The following is an 18,450-nucleotide window of genomic DNA, read 5'->3' as shown; positions in this document are numbered from 1 at the left end:
TTTCTGTAGAACTGACAGATGGAGGACTTTTATGGATATTAAAAATTATCCTGCGGAACCTTTTAGAATTAAGGTTGTAGAAACTGTTAAGATGATTGATAAGGAACAGAGGGCAAAGGTTGCAAAAGAGGCAGGTTACAACACCTTCCTTATTAACTCTGAAGACGTTTACATTGACCTTCTTACCGACTCAGGAACAAACGCCATGAGCGATAAGCAATGGGCCGGCATGATGATAGGAGATGAAGCCTATGCCGGAAGCCGTAACTTTCACCACTTGGAAAAAACCGTCCAAGATATTTTCGGCTTTAAGCATCTTGTACCCACCCATCAAGGGCGAGGTGCCGAAAACCTTCTTTCAAGAATAGCCATTAAACCCGGTCAATATGTACCCGGAAACATGTATTTTACCACTACCCGCTATCATCAGGAAGCAAACGGCGGTATCTTCGTAGACGTAATCAAAGATGATGCCCACGATGCAGGCAAAAATGTTCCGTTTAAGGGCGACATAGACCTTGCAAAGCTGGAAAAACTTATAAACGAAAAAGGAGCCGAAAATATTGCATACGTTTGTTTAGCCGTTACGGTAAACCTTGCAGGAGGTCAGCCCGTTTCTATGAAAAATATGAAGGCTGTCCGTGAGCTTACAAAAAAGCACGGCATCAAGGTGTTCTATGATGCAACCCGCTGTGTAGAAAATGCCTACTTTATCAAAGAACAGGAAGCAGGCTATGCCGATAAATCTATAAAAGAAATAGTACATGAAATGTTCAGCTATGCAGACGGATGTACTATGAGCGGTAAAAAGGATTGTATCGTCAATATCGGCGGTTTCCTATGTATGAATGATGAGGAACTTTTCCAGGCTGCAAAAGAAATCGTTGTTGTATTTGAAGGAATGCCTTCATACGGCGGTATGGCAGGACGGGATATGGAAGCTATGGCTATCGGTCTAAAAGAATCCCTGCAATTTGAATACATTGAACACAGAGTCAAGCAGGTACGCTATTTAGGCGACAAGCTCTTGGAAGCCGGAGTTCCCATAATTGAGCCCGTAGGAGGCCATGCAGTATTCCTCGATGCAAGACGCTTCTGCCCGCACTTGGATCAGCTTCAATTCCCGGCTCAAGCTCTGGCCGCAGAACTTTATATAGAATCCGGAGTTAGGAGCATGGAACGAGGTATCGTTTCAGCAGGACGCGATCCCAAAACCCGCGAAAACCACATACCTAAACTTGAAACCGTCCGCTTAACTATCCCCCGCCGTGTTTATACCTATAAACATATGGACATTGTAGCAGATGCAGTTATTAAGCTATACAAGCACAAGGAAGTTATAAAAGGATTAAAGTTTGTTTATGAACCTAAACAACTGCGCTTCTTTACGGCACGTTTTGAGCATATTTAAGCTTACAAGGTAAACAAATCACAAGTTTACCTTTACACTAGGCTGTTTATCCTGTCTTTCTGTAAGACATTCTGCAAGACAGGTATTTACAGCCTAGTTTTTTTATACTCTAAGGTAAATCTCGAAAAAACTGAAGTTTTTAGAGGTTCCCTATATCTTATTGCGGCGGGTCTGACTAAACTAAAAATTTTTAAGAGAAGAGGGAAACTTGCGTCTGAACAAGTTGCCCTCTTCCACTAATTCGGAAACTTCACTTTAAAAGAAGCCAATACTTTATCCGTTGACGGGCGGGCATCTATATTTACGATTAAATTCTTTTTTGTATAATAGTCTATCAATGGGGCGGTTTGATTTCTGTAAGTTTCAAGACGCTTTTGGACGGCTTCGATTTTATCATCGGGACGGATAATGAGCTCTCCCGAACATGAATCACAAACACTTTCTTTTTTAGGTTTTACGAATTCAATATGAAAACTTTTACCGCATGAAGAGCAAACCCGTCTTCCTGAAAGCCGCTTGATAACCTCATCATCGCTTATATCAAAGTTGATAACGGAATGAATCTTTGCAATATTCTCTAAGGCATCAGCTTGAGCAATCGTACGGGGGAAGCCGTCGAGGATAAAACCGTTTTTAGTATCATCCTTTTCCAATCTTTCCTTTATAAGGGCAATTGTGAGCTCATCGCTTACCAATGCCCCGGAATCTATTACAGCCTTAACCTTTTTTCCCAATTCGGTTTGTTCCTTGATTGCAGCTCTAAAAAGATCTCCGCTTGAAATGTGCGGAATCTTATACGATTTTGAAACCTCAAAAGCGAGGGTTCCCTTTCCGGCTCCCGGAGGGCCCAAAAAAATACAGTTCATTTTTTCTTCCTTTTAAAAAATATTCAATCAAAGTTCTTATATAAAGAACCTTAAATTGCGTGTATTGGTCATCTTAGATAAATGGCCTATTATATAGGTTCCTACCATTGCGGTTAATGCATCAATTGCGGCAGCTACCGAGCCTATAAAAAAGACAGCCGGGCGCAAAATTAAAAACCCCGATTCAAAACCGCGTCCGTAAATTGCACAAACGGCAACAAGGGAAACATATGTTCCTGTTATAGGAAAACGGCCTAAAAAAAATGAAAAAAGGGTAGAAATACCGACAAGCCAAAATCTATCCTCTAAACTTATGCCTAAACTGGAATAGGACTTTAAAATTACGATAAAGCTGATGGTAACTACCATCGCACTTCCTGCCCTGCCGAAAACCGAAAAGACAGGCAAGGATACCGAAGAAATTCTCCTTCTGACACCCAAACTCTCATTAGAATGCCGTAATAAAACCGGCAAGGTTAGATTGGTATCTCCCGAAAAAAATGCCGCACAAACAGGTGCTATTGAAGCATAAAGCACCTTGTAAGGATTTACATCCCTGCATAGTATTTTTAAGATGATAGGATATATGATTAGGGCAATTATAAAAAAATCTACCAATAGAAGAACAATTAAACCCGTAAAAAATTTGGTAGAAAGCATCGCCTGAAACTTGATAAACCAATTTACGGACACGGCTATAAGCCCTATTGAAAACATATCAACAAAAAAAGCCATAACGGCATATGAAACTCTGGATATGGAATCAAATAGTGTCAAAACGGGTTTTGATATATTTTTATCTACAGCGCAGGCCGCTCCTGCAAAACCTGCAAAGATACAAAGCGGGAGTATATAAAGGCCATCCATAAAGGCTTCAAATGCGCTTGAAGGAAAAAGCCTTAAAAAAGATTCCGCAATACCTAAATTTTCAACGGCGCTCGTTTCTTCAACAAAAATAGGAATTCTCGGCATAGAACTTATAGATATGGAAAGCAAACCTAACAGGGCTGCCAAAAAAGATGACAGAATAATAAACACGGCAATATATATCGAAAGTTTTAACAAGGAGCGGCTTTCGCGTAATTTAGATATACTCACAGTAAAGCCGAAAAATAAAACGGGATATAAGGAATAGCGGCCGAATTGAATGGCAATATTGGAAACAAAATCAATAGCAACGTTAAAAAAAGCGCTATCGGAAGAAGAAAGGGCTGCAATTATAATACCTAGTACGGCCCCTATAAGATATTTTATCCAAATTTTCATAACTCATTTTACAAAAAGAAAAAGATTCAGTCAATACGTAGACTAAAGGGCTTCTCCTGTTTTTTGAAGAAGAGAGTCTAGTATGCTCCCTATGTCTTCAAGGCCGTAAAGAGTAAAGTAAACTTTCCAGAATTTAAAGGAGGAAGAATTAAGCATTTCCTCTGTAGGAACAAAATTATGGTCAAAGTATTTATCCGGCTTGTATATTAGATTGGGATTTTTTTCGGCATAAACTACAATGGTTTTAAAATTATATCCGTCACCTGCGATTAAAGAATCAAAAAGAGTTTTCATTGACTTTTCATCAATATTATTTTCAAAACAAAAAAGAGATTTTAGCTTAATATTTGAGCCCAAAACAATGTTTTCGATTTTGTTACGGTAGCAATAAACTTCTTCAATTTCCTTTAAAGAAGAAATATCCAAATCCTTTATTTCGTTGGAATCACAGTGAAGCCTTTGAAGTTTTGTGTTAAGGTTTATCAAGAGTGTATCAAGCCCGTTTTTTCCGCAATCCAAAAACTTTAGCTCCTTGTTTTGAAAAATAGACAAATCGTCAAGCCGGTTTTCCCTGCAATTAAGATGAGTTAACTTTACATTTTTACTTACATCCAAATTTTTTAAACCTGCATTTTCGCAATAAAGCTCCTTAAGCTCAATGTTTTTTGTAAGGTCTAGAGCTTTTAGGTTTACCGAGCTTATATCAAGATATTCAAGATGAGAGAAAGAAGAAAAATCCACCTCGTGAATTGCTGTTTTAGCTAAATTGAGTTTTTTTAAGCCTTTTAAGGAAGAAAAATCAGGCCTTTCCATTTGCTTGTTCCCTTCAAGAACCAAATTTTCAAGAACAGGGCAATCTAAAAATTCTATATTTTTCAATCCTGAAAAGGAAATATCCAAGAGCCTTAAATCGGGAGCCTTAATTATTTTAACTTTGTTTAAAATTCCTGAGTCAAGTATTTTAAGCTCCTTAACATCTCCTAACAGGGCAATAGAGTTCTTTGCTATAAATACTTCAATTTCGGAACCGTCGGCAGGAATTTCCGAAGGAACGGCACCTTCAATTTTGACGTTTTTATCGGCAATAAGACTTAAACTTATTTTTTTATTTACAGTCTCGAACTCAAAAATAATGGATGCTTCATTCAAGGCTTTTTTATATAAGTCATTAGCTTTATTTGCCGAGTCATCCTTATCGGTACCCGATTGAGCTGCCCCGTCCTTTTTATTTTCTAAAGTTTGTCCGGCCTGAGAGTCGACCTTAGGCTGTATTTCTTGATGTTCAGTCTCATCTTCCCGTCCCTTTCCGGAACATGAGAAAACAAAAAGGCTAAAAACAACAAGAGCAGCAAATTTACAAAAGTTTTTTATCATAGCCGGACTCTTTATAAGATTAGTTCATTATGTAGGTTTTAATCGGCGGAAAACCGTTAAACTCTACGGACGCATAACTGGAGGTATAAGCACCTGTTGTAAGGAAATATACCCTGTCACCCGGTTTAAGGTTAATGGGAAGGCTGTATTTATAGTCTTCATACATAATATCCATACTATCGCACGTAGGGCCTGCCAAAACAACCTCTCCCCATTTTTTGCAGCCTTCATCCTTATCTGTAATAATCGGGTATTTTAAGGACTCGTTCAGAGTTTCGATAAGACCGTTAAAGAGCCCAGTATCCAAATATACCCATCTAAAGAGGGCTGTATTGTTCTTGCGCGAAATCATAACAACCTCGGTTACCAAAACACCGCTGTCGCCTACAAGTGAGCGGCCGGGTTCCAAAATAATGCGGGGACGATCTTCACCGAAGTCGTCTTCCAAATATCTGGTTATTTCTGAAGCATACTCGCTTAAATCGTTTGCAGGCGTAACATAAGAAGCGGGAAAACCTCCTCCCATGTTGACCATTTCGAGCTTAATATCCTCTTCTTCTTCCAAAGAATCCATTAGGTACTTTGTCTTTGCAATAGCATCATTCCACTGGCCGATATCCCGCTGCTGGCTTCCTACGTGGAAAGAAATACCGTAAGGAATAAGCCCCGAATCTCTGGCTTGAATGCAAAGATCATAAGCCATATCGGGATGACAGCCGAATTTTCTTGACAAGGGCCAGTCGGCACTGGTGGTATTTTCAACAAGGATTCTCACATAAACCCTCGAACCGGGAGCAAGTTGGGCTATATTTTTAAGGTCGTCCTTACTGTCTGTAGCAAACATTCTGACACCCTTTTCATAAAAATAAGCAATATCCTTTGCTTTTTTTATGGTGTTTCCGTAGCTGAGTCTGTCAGGGCTTACACCCAATTTCAAAACCTTGTCAAGCTCATAGCGTGAAGCTATGTCAAAACATGAACCCATCTCGTTTAGCATTGTGATAATTTCTTCATGCGGGTTTGCCTTGATCGCATAAAAAATATCCGCATAAGGAAAGTTCTCTCTTAACTTTTGATAATTTTTTTTGATTGTTTTTAGGTTGATAACAACACAGGGCGTTTCCAGATTTTCTGAAAAACTCATAAAGTGTTTCCACTCAGAATCGCTAATGTAATCCTTTCTATCCATTAGGCCGACCTCCCAAAATATAATAATAATAAATTACCTTATAAAGCTATTTTCCATTACTGTCAATAGTATTAAAGGCATAAAAAAGTTTTTTTTAATATTTTTAAGTAAAAAACTTAATATTTTTCTATATGTGTGTATTGAATATATTTCAATTTTATGGTATTATCAACCCTAGAACATATATTATCCTTATACATTCGGAGTCGTTCAAACGGCTCCTTTTTTGTATACGGAAGGCAGAGGAGGTTGAAGTGGAATTTATACAAAAAAAAGATATTCCGTACTTTACCGAATGCGAACCTCTTGTTGAGGGGCTGGGTTTTAAACTGGTAGACCTGAATGTCCTTCACAAAAAAGATGTATGGCAGGTAAAGGCGGTTATAAAATCGGAAAAAGGGGTCGGCATCAAGGACTGCACCTCCGTGCACAGAACTCTTCAGCCTCGCCTTGAAGCCTTACTGGGATCACAGGATGTCACTATGGAGGTAAGCTCTCCCGGAATAAACCGCATTGTGAAGCGGACGGTTGAGTTTTATGCCTTTGCCGGTGAACAGGCCGAGATTTGGGACAACAGTATTACTGATTGGCGGCACGGAATTATAAAGGAAGTCAATTCCGAAGGTATTGTTTTAAATTCTGATAATCAAGACATTAAAATTTCGTATCAGAATATAAAAAAAGCCAGATGTAATCTTTAACGAATAAATTTAGCTTTGTAAGGAGATTTAGTTAAATGTCTGAGGGAATAATTGAAGCAATTCGAGACTTTGCACAAGAAAAAGGGATTGATGATGATTTTGTTTTACACATTGTAGAACAGGCTCTAAAGGCATCCTACAAAAAACAATTCGGAACGGATGCCAATGCCGTGTTCAATGAAGAAACAGGAAAAATATACTCAAAAAAAATAATAACGGAGCATGCAAAAAATCCCGTTTTTGAGATTAGTCTGAAAGAAGCAAAAAATCTTGCCCCCGACTGTGAAGCAGGTGATGAGCTCCTAGTTGAAGTTGATCCTAAAACATTCGGCATAAACTCGGTCAGGGTCGGAATGCAAAGGGCGACCCAGTGCATCAGAGAAATACAAAAAGATTCTCTTTATGCAGAATACAGTACAAAGGTAGGCGAAATTATCATCGGCTACTACCACAGAGAACGGAACGGAAACATATACGTAGATTTGGGAAAGGTTGAAGGCTTGCTTCCTAAAAAATATCAGTCCCCGAGGGATCACTTTGGCCGAAATTCGGCTGCCGGCGAAGAATCAAGAATAAAGGCCCTCGTTAGGGAGGTAAAAAAACACCGCCAGTCTAACGTAGTACAGCTAATCCTTTCGAGAACCGATGCGGAATTTGTAAGACGTATATTGGAATTGGAAGTACCGGAAATTGAAAACGGAATAGTAAAAATACATAACATTGTACGTGAGCCCGGTTACAGAACAAAAATATCAGTTTCGACGGATAGGGATGATATAGATCCTGTAGGAGCTTGTGTCGGCGCAAAGGGTGCCAGAATTCAAGCGGTTATTGCCGAGCTGGATGATGAGAAGATAGATATTCTACCCTATTCGGAGGATCCCAAGGCCTATATAAAAAGCGCTCTTTCTCCGGCAGAAGTCATAGATGTTATGATCTTAGATGCGGAAAAAAGGCTGGCACTTGCAATAGTATCGGACTCTCAACTATCATTAGCCATAGGAAAGCAGGGTTTAAATGTACGCCTTGCAAACCGGCTTGTAGACTGGAACATTGACGTAAAAACCGAAGAACAGTTTAAACAAATGGATATTTACACGGATGCCCGAAAGGCTGTTGAAAACTTATTCACTGATGACACAGGTGATGAAGATGAATACGAGGAGATTTCCAACGTTTCGGAACTTCCCAGCATTACCGAAGATATTCTAACGGTATTGTACAATAACGAAATAGAAGACATACAAGACCTAATCAATATGGAAGATGATGAAATCAGAAAATTGGAAGGTCTTACAGCAGAGATGGCCGATACCCTTCTCGACATTATAGCCAATGCCGTTGAAGTTGTAGAAGACGATGAAGATGAAACTAATGAGGAAAGCAAACCTGTTTTGGAGCATGAGGACGAGACTGAAGAATTCGAATGTCCCGAATGCGGTCATAAAATCACAATTGATATGACAAAATGCCCCAACTGCGGAGTAGATCTTGCTTTTGAATATGAGAACGAAGAGTAGGAGTAATATGGATATAGAAAACACAAACAAACCTGATGTAATTCTTAACAAAAAAAGCGGTAAAACGGCTGATACTAAGCCTGAATCCGGTAAGGCAGACTCTAAAAAGAAATTCGTTGTAAAAGTTTCAAAAAATGCAGCAGGAAAATCCAAGAAGCCTGACTCGGCAGCGGAAGATTCTTCTGCCGGCAAAACTTCCGGAAAACAGGTTATCTCCGTTAAAAAAGTTTCGCCCCAAAGCTCAAAGCCTGTAGATACCTCGACAAAAGAAAAAAGAAACGTAACTCCCCGTGAAGATAAAAAGAGCGAAATACCGCCGGCTAAAATTGAAAATCAAAGCTCCGATTCTGCAAGAAGAGAAGAAAAACAGCCTGAAAGAAAAAAGGCTGAACCTTTTTCTATGACTTCGATAGATTTCGCAAGCAAACGACCTAATGTCAAAGCCGGAAACCTTGCCGACTCAGGAAGAAAAAACAACCGAGGGCAAGGCAACCGCTCACAAAGGCCAGGCGGTCAGGGACAGAGCCAAACAGGACAAGGCCGCCGACGCGAAAGCAATTTTTCGGGAGCCCAAGCACGGGCCTACTCCGACGGAAAAAAGCAAGGCTTTAGAACAGGGCAAGGCGGACAGCAGGGACGAGGCGGAGACAGGCCTCAAAACAGGACAGGCTTCGGCGGCCCAAGGCAGGGAGCAGCTCCGGCACCGATTCCCGTCGAAAAAAACAAGGCTCAAACAAATAAAAAAGCCCATAAGGCCAAAAAAGAAATATACAACAAGAAAAATAAAGAAGATGAATTTTTTGAAGAACGTCTCTTAAATCAAAAGAAAAAGCAAAAAGAAAAGATTCATAATATTCCTAAACAGATCGAAATAATGGAATCCATTTCGGTTTCCGAATTGGCCAAGAAGATGAATCTAAAGGCCTCCGAGCTTATCGGAAAACTTATGGGCATGGGAATGATGGTTACGATGAACCAGTCCATCGATGCCGATACGGCAACGATTCTTGCATCGGAATATGACTGTGATGTTAAAATTGTAAGCCTCTATGATGAAACGGTTATCGAAAGCAAGGCAGACGATTTATCAGAACTGAAACCCAGACCTCCCGTTGTAACGATAATGGGACATGTTGACCACGGTAAAACCAAAACCCTTGACGCAATAAGAAGCTCTAATGTTATAGCAGGAGAATTCGGAGGAATTACTCAGCACATAGGAGCTTATACGGTAAACACCCACGGCGGCAAGATAACTTTCCTAGACACTCCCGGACACGAAGCCTTTACAATGATGCGTGCACGAGGAGCCGAAATTACGGACATAGTTGTTTTGGTAGTTGCGGCCGATGACGGCGTAATGCCTCAAACCATCGAAGCTATAAACCATGCACGAGATGCAAAGGTTCCCATAATAGTTGCAGTAAACAAGATTGATAAGCCTGAAGCAAATGTTGACAAGGTTAAAACCCGCCTTTCCGAATTAGGCCTCATGCCTGAAGAATGGGGCGGAGACACAATGTTTGTCGAAATTTCGGCTTTAAAAAAATTGGGACTGGACAACCTCTTAGACACAATCTTACTGCAAGCCGAAGTTCTTGAACTAAAGGCCAATTATACATGCAATGCGGAAGGAAAGGTTATAGAATCCCGCATTGACCACGGAAGAGGTGTAGTTGCAACCATTATCGTTCAGCGCGGAACCTTGAGAACGGGAGACCCCTATGTTGCAGGTATTTATTCAGGGCGTGTAAGAGCCATTTTCAATGACAGGGGAGAAAAAATAGAAGAAGCTACCCCAAGTATGCCCGTCGAAATCCTAGGACTTGAAGGTATGCCGAATGCAGGAGACCCCTTCCAAGTTACCGATTCCGAGCGCATAGCCCGCCAGATTTCGGACAAGAGGCAAGAGCTTAAACGCTTTGAAGATTCAAGGAACGTTAAGAAGGTTACCCTCGATAACCTCTATGAAACCATTCATGACGGAGAAATCTTGGAACTCAAGGTTATCATAAAGGGAGACGTTCAAGGTTCTGTAGAAGCCTTAAAGCAATCATTGGAAAAACTTTCCACTCCGGAAATAAGGCTTAACGTAATACATGCTTCGGCAGGAGCTATCAACGATTCCGATGTTATGCTTGCAGCAGCCGACTCGAATGCCCTAATCATAGGCTTTAACGTGCGCCCCACTCCTCAGGCCAAACTATTAGCTGATCAAGAAAAGGTCGATATAAGAAAATACACTGTTATCTACAAGGCTGTTGAAGAAATTCAGCTTGCGATGGAAGGAATGCTTTCACCCGATATCAAAGAACAGGTTATCGGTATGGTCGAAGTCAGAAATACCTTTAAGGTTCCGAAAATCGGGAAAATTGCCGGCTGCTATGTTCTTGAAGGCCTCGTAAAGAGAAACTGTGCAGTCCACGTTATCAGAGACGGCATAGTCGTTCACTCGGGAAAACTTTCCTCGTTAAAGAGATTCAAAGACGATGTAAAAGAAGTTGCTGCAGGCTTTGAATGCGGTATCGGCATCGAAGACTTTAACGACATACAGGTCGATGACCAGCTTGAGATTATCGAAATGATTCAGGTTGCCCGAAAATTGAGTGACAGCGAAAAATATAAGGCTCCCGAAATTAAAGAAGAAGGAAAAGAAGCTGATGAGTGAGTTTAGACTTGAAAGATTGGGCGAGCAGATAAGGGAAGAAATTTCGAGTCTTATCTGCTCAGGCAAAATAAAGGATCCGAGGGTTTCTTCTCTTCTTTCAGTAAACAGGGTAATCGTTTCGGGAGACCTTGCTTATGCAAAGGTCTATGTTTCAAGTTTTTTAGATGAACATAAGACCAAGCAGGGGGTAAGGGGCTTGGAAAATGCATCGGGCTTTATAAGAACAAGCCTTGCAAAAAAACTTCATATAAGGCAGTGTCCTGAACTCAAGTTTATATTCGATAAGAGCATAAAAGAAGGAATCGACATGGTAAACAAACTTGAAAGCCTTGAGTATTTTACCGACCCCGATGAAAACACTGAAAAAACAGCCGATACCTCTGCAGCCGAATAAATTCTATCGTAAAAATGGAATTAAATAAAAACCTTATCGTCCCGTTTGCAAAACAAGCGGGACTTACCAGCTTTGCTTCAATGTCGGCGGTAAAAAAAGCCCTTTTAACAAAAAAGGTAGGCCACACAGGAACTCTTGATCTTTTTGCAGACGGTCTTCTTGTGCTTCTTACAGGAAAGCTAACCCGCCTCGCCGATATAATTTCAGCCGAAAAAAAAACCTACGAAGCATGGATAGAATTCGGAACAGAAACGGATACCCTCGACCCTGAAGGCGAGCCCGTTTTGACCGCCCCGCTCCCCTCTTACAAAAATTTAGCGGAATCCATACCCTCTTTTTTAGGAAAAATACTCCAAAGACCGCCCGAATTTTCTGCAATAAAAATAAACGGAAAACGGGCATCCGACAGAACCAGAAGCGGCGAAAAGATAGAAATTGCAGAGCGGGAAATAGAAATTGTTAAACTTGAGCTTAAAAGAATAATTACCGATGGCGGTCTGGAATTTATGGAAAAAGATTTTTTTAACATAAACACCGAGCTAAAAATAAAATATACCCATATAAGCGTAGAATGCTCAAAAGGAACCTACATACGCTCCCTTGCAAGAGACCTTGCAAGGAAGGCATCTTCTTGTGCCCATGTCAGGGCTTTAAGAAGAACTGCTGTAGGAACCTTTAAACTTGAAGATGCGGCAGGTTTTAGCATTTTAAATGATTTTTCTGCAGCGCCGGAAAAGTTTTATAAAAAGTTTTATAAACAAAAAGAAATTGATTTTTCTGAAATAAAGGCAAAATCTATTATTTTTTCCCCTGAGGCGGCAGACAACATTGGTTTAGCTAAAATTTTCTTGGATCAAAGCTATTTAAATGATTTTTATGACGGAAAAAAGATGAGATTTAATTGGTTTTTAAATGCCGATGAAGTTTTAGAAAAGGCCAAAAACTCCGGCATAGAAAATAAAAAAATATGCGTCTTCTGTAATAACTTATGGACCGGTATCATAGGAATAAATAAAAACTATTTGAAATATGAAACCGTTATAAAAAATTAAAGGTTATAAAAAGGCTTACCGTTTTTTACTAAAACGCTAAGCCTTGATTCTTTACCTTACTGTATTGCATGTCTTCCTGAAGGGGAAGCCGAACACCTTATCCCATAACTTGTAACAACCCTGTCCCCTAAGATTTTCGTTTCACGGCCGCAATAAATACAATGCGAACCATCGGATATAATAGCATGTTTTTTTGATATGCTTGCAGGACAATTATACCCGTTATCATCACTTTCCAAGTTAGGCCCGACGGGTCTGACATCTTTTCCGCAATATTTGCACTTCATAAAAATATCTCCTGAAATTTCTTTGTTTATATTATTTTCGGCATTATAGCCGATTTACATTAAAGACATATTTTAATATTTAGTTACATCTTCAGTATTTGTATTCACAGAAGATTTAGCTAATTTTAAAAACATAGCCAAGAGAGTATTAGAGCACTATTTTTACCAAGAAAAATGGCAACGAAAAACACAAAAAAATGCAACTATTGACAGATCATAAAGCCAATGTTAGAATGTAGCTATAATTATTTTAAAGAGGAATATATGAAAAAAAATATTGTGCTATTTTTAATTTTGTTGGTGTCATTCCGGATTTTTGCCGATTACAAATCCGAATATGACAATCTGCTCTCGGCAAGAAATTTAGAAGGAATTGCAGCTCTTTTACCAAAATGGGAAAAAGCTGAGCCCAAAAACCCTGAACTCTATATTGCCTATTTTAATTATTATCTGCTTAAAGGTCAAAGGTCTACACATTCATTGGATACCTATAAGAAGGATAATACTAATTCCTTGGCCTTGGTGGATCAAAAGACAAATCAAATAGCGGGGTATTTAAACAATAATATCTGGTACGAAAAAGAAGATGTCGATAAAGCCTTGTCATATTTGGAGAAAGGATTAAAATTCGGTAAAAACCGCTTGGATATGTATTTTGGAAGAATTCATATTTTAGGCGAAATAGGAGAATATGAAAAGCAATCACAAAAGATTATAGAAGTTCTAAAACTTGGAAAAGAGATAAATCATAAATGGCTTTGGAGCATGAATGAGGTAATTCCAGCATCAGAAAGTGAACACTTTTTTCTAATTTCGATAAACGAGTATTATAAAGCTTGGCTTCAAAAAAGTCTCCCTCAAACCCTAAGTGCTGCAGAAAAAACATGTGAAGCCCAATTGAAACTATATCCTAAAAATATCGAAGTTCATAAATATTTGGCTTTGGCATATATCGATCAAGGAAAATTCAAAGAGGCTTTAAATGTGCTGTTAAAAGCCGATAAACTTGCAAATGAAGATTATGTAATTATCTTTAACATAGGCAGATGCTATGAAGCCCTAAAGCAATACGACAAGGCAAAAGAATACTATCTTCGTATGAAAAAAAATCCCAACAAACAAGTTCAAGATATAGCAGAACAAAAACTTTCAGAGCTAAAAAATTTAACCAAATAGTTTTTACAAAAAAAAACGTGTAATCGGTACTAGGCAAAAACACCGATTACACGTTATCTAAACCCTTGAATTCCTGTCAAAATATAATTAGAATAGTTTACAAAACCTTTTATGGGAGAAACAAAAATGCTCAAAACCGAAAAAGCCGGAATAGAAGAAGCAAAAACTATTTTAGATATCTATAACGACAGTAACAAGGTTTTCGGAGTTGTACCGGAACAAGATATAATCGAAACCTTTGAAAATATGATAAAAACCGAAAATACATATATTCTATATGAAGATAATCAGGCAATCGGATTTATATCACTTAAAGATAAAAATACCCATGGACTTATTTCAGCCATATACATCAAACATAAAATACAAAGAAAAGGATACGGTAAATACATTTTAAATTTTATTGAACAAGAAGCAAAACATATAGGTTTGGAATATCTTATACTAAAAGCTCTTAAAATGTTTGAATGGACAATAGAATTTTATAAAAAAAACGGCTTTACAATCTTCAATGAAAGAGAAGACAAGATGCCGTTTATAACTGAATATATTCCGCCGGCAAAATGGGAAGCCGTAATGATAAAAAGGATAATGACATGCAAAAATATAAAAAAATGAGTGATGGATAAATATTAAAAAAGAGATTAAATATCTAAATTATTAGTTTAATCTCTTTCATAAAATCAAAGGGATGGATACACGAAATATTAAAATGGTTACAAATATTAGGAATCTTTACACTCCTTTTTATGGGAACCTCTAAAAACTTCAGTTTTTTAGAGGTTTACCTTAAGCTTACTTGTATAATTTTTCAGGGCAACCGCACCGGAAATAAATAAAAGTTATAAAAAGCGTACTTGATTTTTTTTATGTATAACATTAGAATATTTTGCTATGAAAACAAATAAGCTGCTTATATATTACGTATTAGTTGTTTCCCTAACTTTATTTGCTGTAAGCTGTTCAAAAATTAATAATTTTTTTAAACAAGATAAAAACGGCTTGCCTAACCGCAGCCTTCCGGAAGCAGGACCTCGGGTTATTGCAGGCACCATGTCCATAGTAGAAATTTTAGATGATCTAGGCTATAAAAATGTCGCAGGAGTTCCTTCAAGCCGTCATCCCATGCCAGAGCTTTATGCAAAGGCCGAAAAAATAGGAATGCCGCAGCAGCCGGATATTGAAACGGTAAAACGGCTGAATGCGGATATCTATTTGGCCTCACTCGGATCAAAACCTACATTGGATAAGATATTTCAAAACCAAAACATAAAAACGGAATATCTCGATTTAAATTCCTATGAAGCATGTTTAAATACAATCAGACATCTGGGAGAAATGACTTCAAAACAAAAAAATGCGGAACATGTGATTCAAACTATTGAAGCTAAAACCCTCGAAGTACGCCGCTCCATTTACGGCAAAAAAAGCCCAAAGGTATTGATGCTTTTAGGTTCGCCTAAAAAGCTGATGATGGGAACAAAAAACTGCTACACAGGAAGCCTGATGGAGGTTTTAAAAATTCACAATATCGCAAACGATATCGGAGACTTCGACAAGTCCTATGTTCCCATAAACATAGAAGAAATCGTAAAACATCAGCCCGATGTCATCATACGCCTTACCCATACAAATTCCGAAGATACCGCTGAGAGCCTCAGGGCAGAGTTCGCAAAGAATGAAATTTGGCAGAAGGTAAAGGCCGTGAAAGAGGATAAAATCTATGACCTTGACAGTAATTTATACACCGTTTCACGGAATATTAAAATAATGCAGACGATCGAGAATTTAAAAGAAATAATCTACGGAGAAACCGAAGACTAAATTCTAAAAGGTAAAAAAAATGCAAGATGAACGCCGAAAAAAAATGCTTATCTTTCTCATTATCTCTTGTATTCTTTTGGCCGTATCCGTGTTAGCAGCAATCTATTTCGGAAGCACAAAGATACCTGTCGGTGAAATTATAAAAATTATATTTTATCATGAAAATTCGGATGTTTCCATAATTATTTGGGACATAAGAATTCCCAGAATTATTTTAGCCCTCATAGTCGGGGCAAACCTTGCCGCTTCAGGAGCCCTTCTCCAAGCGGTTATCCAAAATCCCTTAGCAGATCCCGGAATAATAGGTATTTCGAGCGGAGCAAAGCTGGGGCTTTTACTGGCTCTGTTGATTTTTCCGCAATTTGTTACGGCCGCTCCCCTTTTCGCATTTATAGGAGCTATGGGGGCTGCCGTTTTGGTTTACCTTTTAGCTTGGAAAGGCGGAGTAAAGACCGTCCGCCTTATTTTGGCAGGCGTTGCAGTAAACGCTTTTTTTGCAGGGATAAGCTATCTTATAACCGTGTTAAACAGCGACAAGATTCAAAACATCATGCTTTGGCTCAGCGGAAATCTTTCGGGACGAAGTATGTACGATGTTAAGCTCATCCTGCCCTACTCCCTCATAGGCCTTGCAGCCGCCATTGCAGTAATTCGCCCAAGCAATCTCCTCTTATTCGGAGACGAAAAGGCCGGCAGTTTGGGCTTAAACATTACAAGGAGCCGAATCTTAATTTCGCTAACAGCCTCTTTTTTGGCGGCTATTTCTACCTCCCTTGTCGGAGTCATCAGCTTTGTCGGCCTTGTAATTCCCCATATTGTAAGACTTATTACGGGACCTAACTATAAATATCTTTTACCCCTTTCAATATTAAACGGAGGAATATTTTTACTGATAGCCGACACCTTTGCACGCACAATAGCGGCTCCGATAGAATTGCCTGTCGGCACCCTGATGGCCCTAATCGGAGGTCCCTTTTTTGTATATCTTTTAAGGAGGAAGTAAATGGGAGAACAGCGGGCAGTAATACTACTCGCTGTTCAAATAAAACTAAAATAGGAGGTGTTCTATTTACTATGCTTTTCAGCGTAGTTTCTTATTTGTTCAAGTCTTTTATATCCGATTTCAGGAGCAATAGTACAGTCGGCACCTATAATAATACCGGTCGTTCCCGCTTCTTTTATCAAACTATCAACATAGTTTTCAATCGCAGTATCGGGGCCTACATCGATAAGAGTGCCCCTGTTATTATCAAACCCGCCAAGGACACAAGCATTGCCGAAGAATTTTTTTCCTGCTGCTAAGGAAACTTTTTCAGTGTTTACAGCCCAGTTATACACCTTAGCTTTATAATCTTTATAAAAAGATAGATCATTAGTATAATCGGCATAGCCGCAGATATGAAGAATGTTATTGTCCCAAAGAGAATTTATTTTATCAAGGACTTTTTTATCCGAAGCCGAAACATATTCTTGATGGAAATTTAAATCGGCATCTTTTGACTGAACGCTTTGCACACTGTAATAAATTCCGTCAAGTTTTGTTTTGCTTTTTAGCTTATCGGCAAGCACAATCAAGTCATCGGCAATTTCTAAAGAAGCTTCCAACATAGCATTCGGGTTTTCAAAAAAAAGTTTAACAAACAAATCGGGCTGTTTTTTATAACACTCCGTATACAACCTTATGTAGTTGAGCGGAGCAAAGATATTATAAAATGCAGCAACTTCACCGTCAAAGTAATCTAAAATACTATTTACCATATCGATTTGCTTATCATACCATGGCGACGAATTTCCTATCGACTTTATTTTTTTAATATCATCAATACTATTAATGTCATTTTTCATAATTGACGGATGACCGAAAAAACCGTCAGACATTATTTTTACCATATCAGGTTTTAAATCGTCATACATTTTTTTTGTGCCGTCAATTGTTACCTGAATAATTCCGTCATCCAATAAACCACGGAACTGTCTGTACTCATCGGCAAAATGCCACCAAAAACCGACAGGAACTCTTTGGACATGTTTATTGTTAAAAACATCCAAAATCAATTTTCTTTTTTCTTTCATGCTTCACACCTCTAAACTATTTATCTTCCAGATAATTATTTAAAGCCTTAAATAATAAATATCCCACATAAGAACCGCCATCAAGAATACCGATACTTTTTTCTGCATAGTAAGCGGCTCTGCCATGAACAGATTTCATGTTCCGTGTTGAGTCAGAACCTTCTTTTGCAATTTTTTCAGACTCTTTTATCAGTTCATCATCCGGAATTTTACCCAAATTTTCCCGAACGAATTTTTCAACGGGAACAAGTGTATCAACAATGGTTTTTTCTCCCGGCTTTGCACCTCCCTTATTCATAATCTCTTCATTAAATTTTGAAAAGCCGGATACAAGTTCTTCCCTAGTTAGCTCTTGTTTTCCTTTAAAAGTTCTTCCCATAGCCATTAGTCCGAATGACAATATGGTACCTAAACTTGAAGGAGCTTTTTCATTAAAAGCCATCGCAGCTTTGAGAATACCGAGGCCTATGTCTTTTCCACTGTCATCTTTAAATGCATTAACAGCCGCATTGAATCCGGCACTCATCGATATACCTAAATCACCGTCACCGTTTTGTTGATCAAGCTCAATAAGGTAATCTTTTTCGTTTTCCATAGTCTTTGCTATTTCAATTAATACATCTAAAATTATATCCTTTGTAATCATAGC

Annotated in this window: 18 protein-coding genes; 10 read left to right on the top strand and 8 right to left on the bottom strand. The window is 38.6% G+C overall.

Going from position 1 to position 18,450, the window contains the following annotated elements:
• The first annotated feature begins 31 nt into the window (after positions 1-31).
• Positions 32-1,411: a tyrosine phenol-lyase gene (locus E4N74_RS02525; RefSeq protein ID WP_044978918.1), complete on the top strand. Its 1,380-nt coding sequence runs from the start codon at positions 32-34 to the stop codon at positions 1,409-1,411.
• A 236-nt stretch (positions 1,412-1,647) separates the two neighbouring features.
• On the opposite strand, the gene E4N74_RS02520 is transcribed toward E4N74_RS02525, so the two are convergent.
• Genes E4N74_RS02520 through E4N74_RS02505 form a run of 4 tightly spaced genes read right to left on the bottom strand, consistent with a single transcriptional unit; the run spans position 1,648 to position 6,106 of the window.
• On the bottom strand, positions 1,648-2,277 hold the full coding sequence (locus tag E4N74_RS02520) for an adenylate kinase (RefSeq protein WP_255806053.1): 630 nt from the start codon (positions 2,275-2,277) through the stop codon (positions 1,648-1,650).
• 36 nt (positions 2,278-2,313) lie between these two features.
• On the bottom strand, positions 2,314-3,543 hold the full coding sequence (locus E4N74_RS02515; protein ID WP_044978916.1) for a dicarboxylate/amino acid:cation symporter: 1,230 nt from the start codon (positions 3,541-3,543) through the stop codon (positions 2,314-2,316).
• A gap of 42 nt (positions 3,544-3,585) precedes the next feature.
• A complete protein-coding gene (locus tag E4N74_RS02510) occupies positions 3,586-4,917 on the bottom strand; it encodes a leucine-rich repeat domain-containing protein (protein WP_044978915.1) in 1,332 nt (443 codons plus the stop codon).
• Between the two features lie 19 nt (positions 4,918-4,936).
• Positions 4,937-6,106 carry a type III PLP-dependent enzyme gene (locus tag E4N74_RS02505; protein WP_044978914.1) on the bottom strand — a complete coding sequence of 390 codons (1,170 nt, stop codon included), beginning with the start codon at positions 6,104-6,106 and terminating at the stop codon, positions 4,937-4,939.
• A gap of 254 nt (positions 6,107-6,360) precedes the next feature.
• Here E4N74_RS02505 and rimP point away from each other — a divergent pair, with 254 nt between their 5' ends.
• The 5 genes from rimP to truB are packed head-to-tail and all read left to right on the top strand — an operon-like array spanning position 6,361 to position 12,441.
• Positions 6,361-6,807, top strand: coding sequence for a ribosome maturation factor RimP (gene rimP / locus E4N74_RS02500; RefSeq protein ID WP_044978913.1), 447 nt, complete (start codon positions 6,361-6,363; stop codon positions 6,805-6,807).
• Between the two features lie 35 nt (positions 6,808-6,842).
• The gene (gene nusA, locus E4N74_RS02495; RefSeq protein ID WP_255818734.1) at positions 6,843-8,327 is read left to right on the top strand and encodes a transcription termination factor NusA; all 1,485 of its coding nucleotides are present in this window, start codon (positions 6,843-6,845) and stop codon (positions 8,325-8,327) included.
• Between the two features lie 7 nt (positions 8,328-8,334).
• Positions 8,335-10,995 carry a translation initiation factor IF-2 gene (gene infB / locus E4N74_RS02490; protein ID WP_255818733.1) on the top strand — a complete coding sequence of 887 codons (2,661 nt, stop codon included), beginning with the start codon at positions 8,335-8,337 and terminating at the stop codon, positions 10,993-10,995.
• Complete coding sequence (gene rbfA / locus E4N74_RS02485) at positions 10,988-11,389, top strand: 30S ribosome-binding factor RbfA (protein ID WP_044978910.1); 402 nt, start codon at positions 10,988-10,990, stop codon at positions 11,387-11,389. Before infB ends, rbfA begins: the two co-directional genes overlap by 8 nt.
• 14 nt (positions 11,390-11,403) lie before the next feature.
• Positions 11,404-12,441: a tRNA pseudouridine(55) synthase TruB gene (gene truB, locus E4N74_RS02480; protein WP_255818732.1), complete on the top strand. Its 1,038-nt coding sequence runs from the start codon at positions 11,404-11,406 to the stop codon at positions 12,439-12,441.
• Between the two features lie 56 nt (positions 12,442-12,497).
• Here the strand turns inward: truB and E4N74_RS02475 are convergent, their stop codons facing one another.
• Complete coding sequence (locus E4N74_RS02475; RefSeq protein WP_255818730.1) at positions 12,498-12,728, bottom strand: hypothetical protein; 231 nt, start codon at positions 12,726-12,728, stop codon at positions 12,498-12,500.
• A 264-nt stretch (positions 12,729-12,992) separates the two neighbouring features.
• On the opposite strand from E4N74_RS02475, the gene E4N74_RS02470 reads away from it, so the two are divergent.
• Positions 12,993-13,904: a tetratricopeptide repeat protein gene (locus E4N74_RS02470; protein ID WP_255818728.1), complete on the top strand. Its 912-nt coding sequence runs from the start codon at positions 12,993-12,995 to the stop codon at positions 13,902-13,904.
• 126 nt (positions 13,905-14,030) lie between these two features.
• The gene (locus tag E4N74_RS02465) at positions 14,031-14,522 is read left to right on the top strand and encodes a GNAT family N-acetyltransferase (protein WP_255818727.1); all 492 of its coding nucleotides are present in this window, start codon (positions 14,031-14,033) and stop codon (positions 14,520-14,522) included.
• 34 nt (positions 14,523-14,556) lie between these two features.
• On the opposite strand, the gene E4N74_RS12885 is transcribed toward E4N74_RS02465, so the two are convergent.
• Positions 14,557-14,655 (bottom strand): DUF4411 family protein, encoded by a 99-nt coding sequence (locus E4N74_RS12885; RefSeq protein ID WP_420832874.1) that lies wholly within the window; start codon positions 14,653-14,655, stop codon positions 14,557-14,559.
• Between the two features lie 143 nt (positions 14,656-14,798).
• Here E4N74_RS12885 and E4N74_RS02460 point away from each other — a divergent pair, with 143 nt between their 5' ends.
• Together E4N74_RS02460 and E4N74_RS02455 are read left to right on the top strand one after the other, a co-directional pair.
• Complete coding sequence (locus E4N74_RS02460; protein ID WP_255806048.1) at positions 14,799-15,728, top strand: ABC transporter substrate-binding protein; 930 nt, start codon at positions 14,799-14,801, stop codon at positions 15,726-15,728.
• Between the two features lie 19 nt (positions 15,729-15,747).
• The gene (locus tag E4N74_RS02455; RefSeq protein ID WP_255818726.1) at positions 15,748-16,731 is read left to right on the top strand and encodes a FecCD family ABC transporter permease; all 984 of its coding nucleotides are present in this window, start codon (positions 15,748-15,750) and stop codon (positions 16,729-16,731) included.
• A gap of 62 nt (positions 16,732-16,793) precedes the next feature.
• Here the strand turns inward: E4N74_RS02455 and E4N74_RS02450 are convergent, their stop codons facing one another.
• Together E4N74_RS02450 and E4N74_RS02445 are read right to left on the bottom strand one after the other, a co-directional pair.
• Entirely contained in the window at positions 16,794-17,801 is a 1,008-nt protein-coding gene (locus E4N74_RS02450; protein WP_255818724.1) for a uroporphyrinogen decarboxylase family protein, read from the bottom strand.
• 16 nt (positions 17,802-17,817) lie between these two features.
• On the bottom strand, positions 17,818-18,447 hold the full coding sequence (locus E4N74_RS02445) for a dihydroxyacetone kinase subunit L (RefSeq protein WP_255806046.1): 630 nt from the start codon (positions 18,445-18,447) through the stop codon (positions 17,818-17,820).
• Positions 18,448-18,450: the final 3 nt, after the last annotated feature.

Origin of the sequence: Treponema putidum (genome assembly GCF_024401155.1) — a bacterium.
GTDB lineage: Bacteria > Spirochaetota > Spirochaetia > Treponematales > Treponemataceae > Treponema_B > Treponema_B putidum.
Note: the sequence above shows the minus strand (reverse complement) of the source record. Positions and strands in the feature narration are given on the sequence as shown.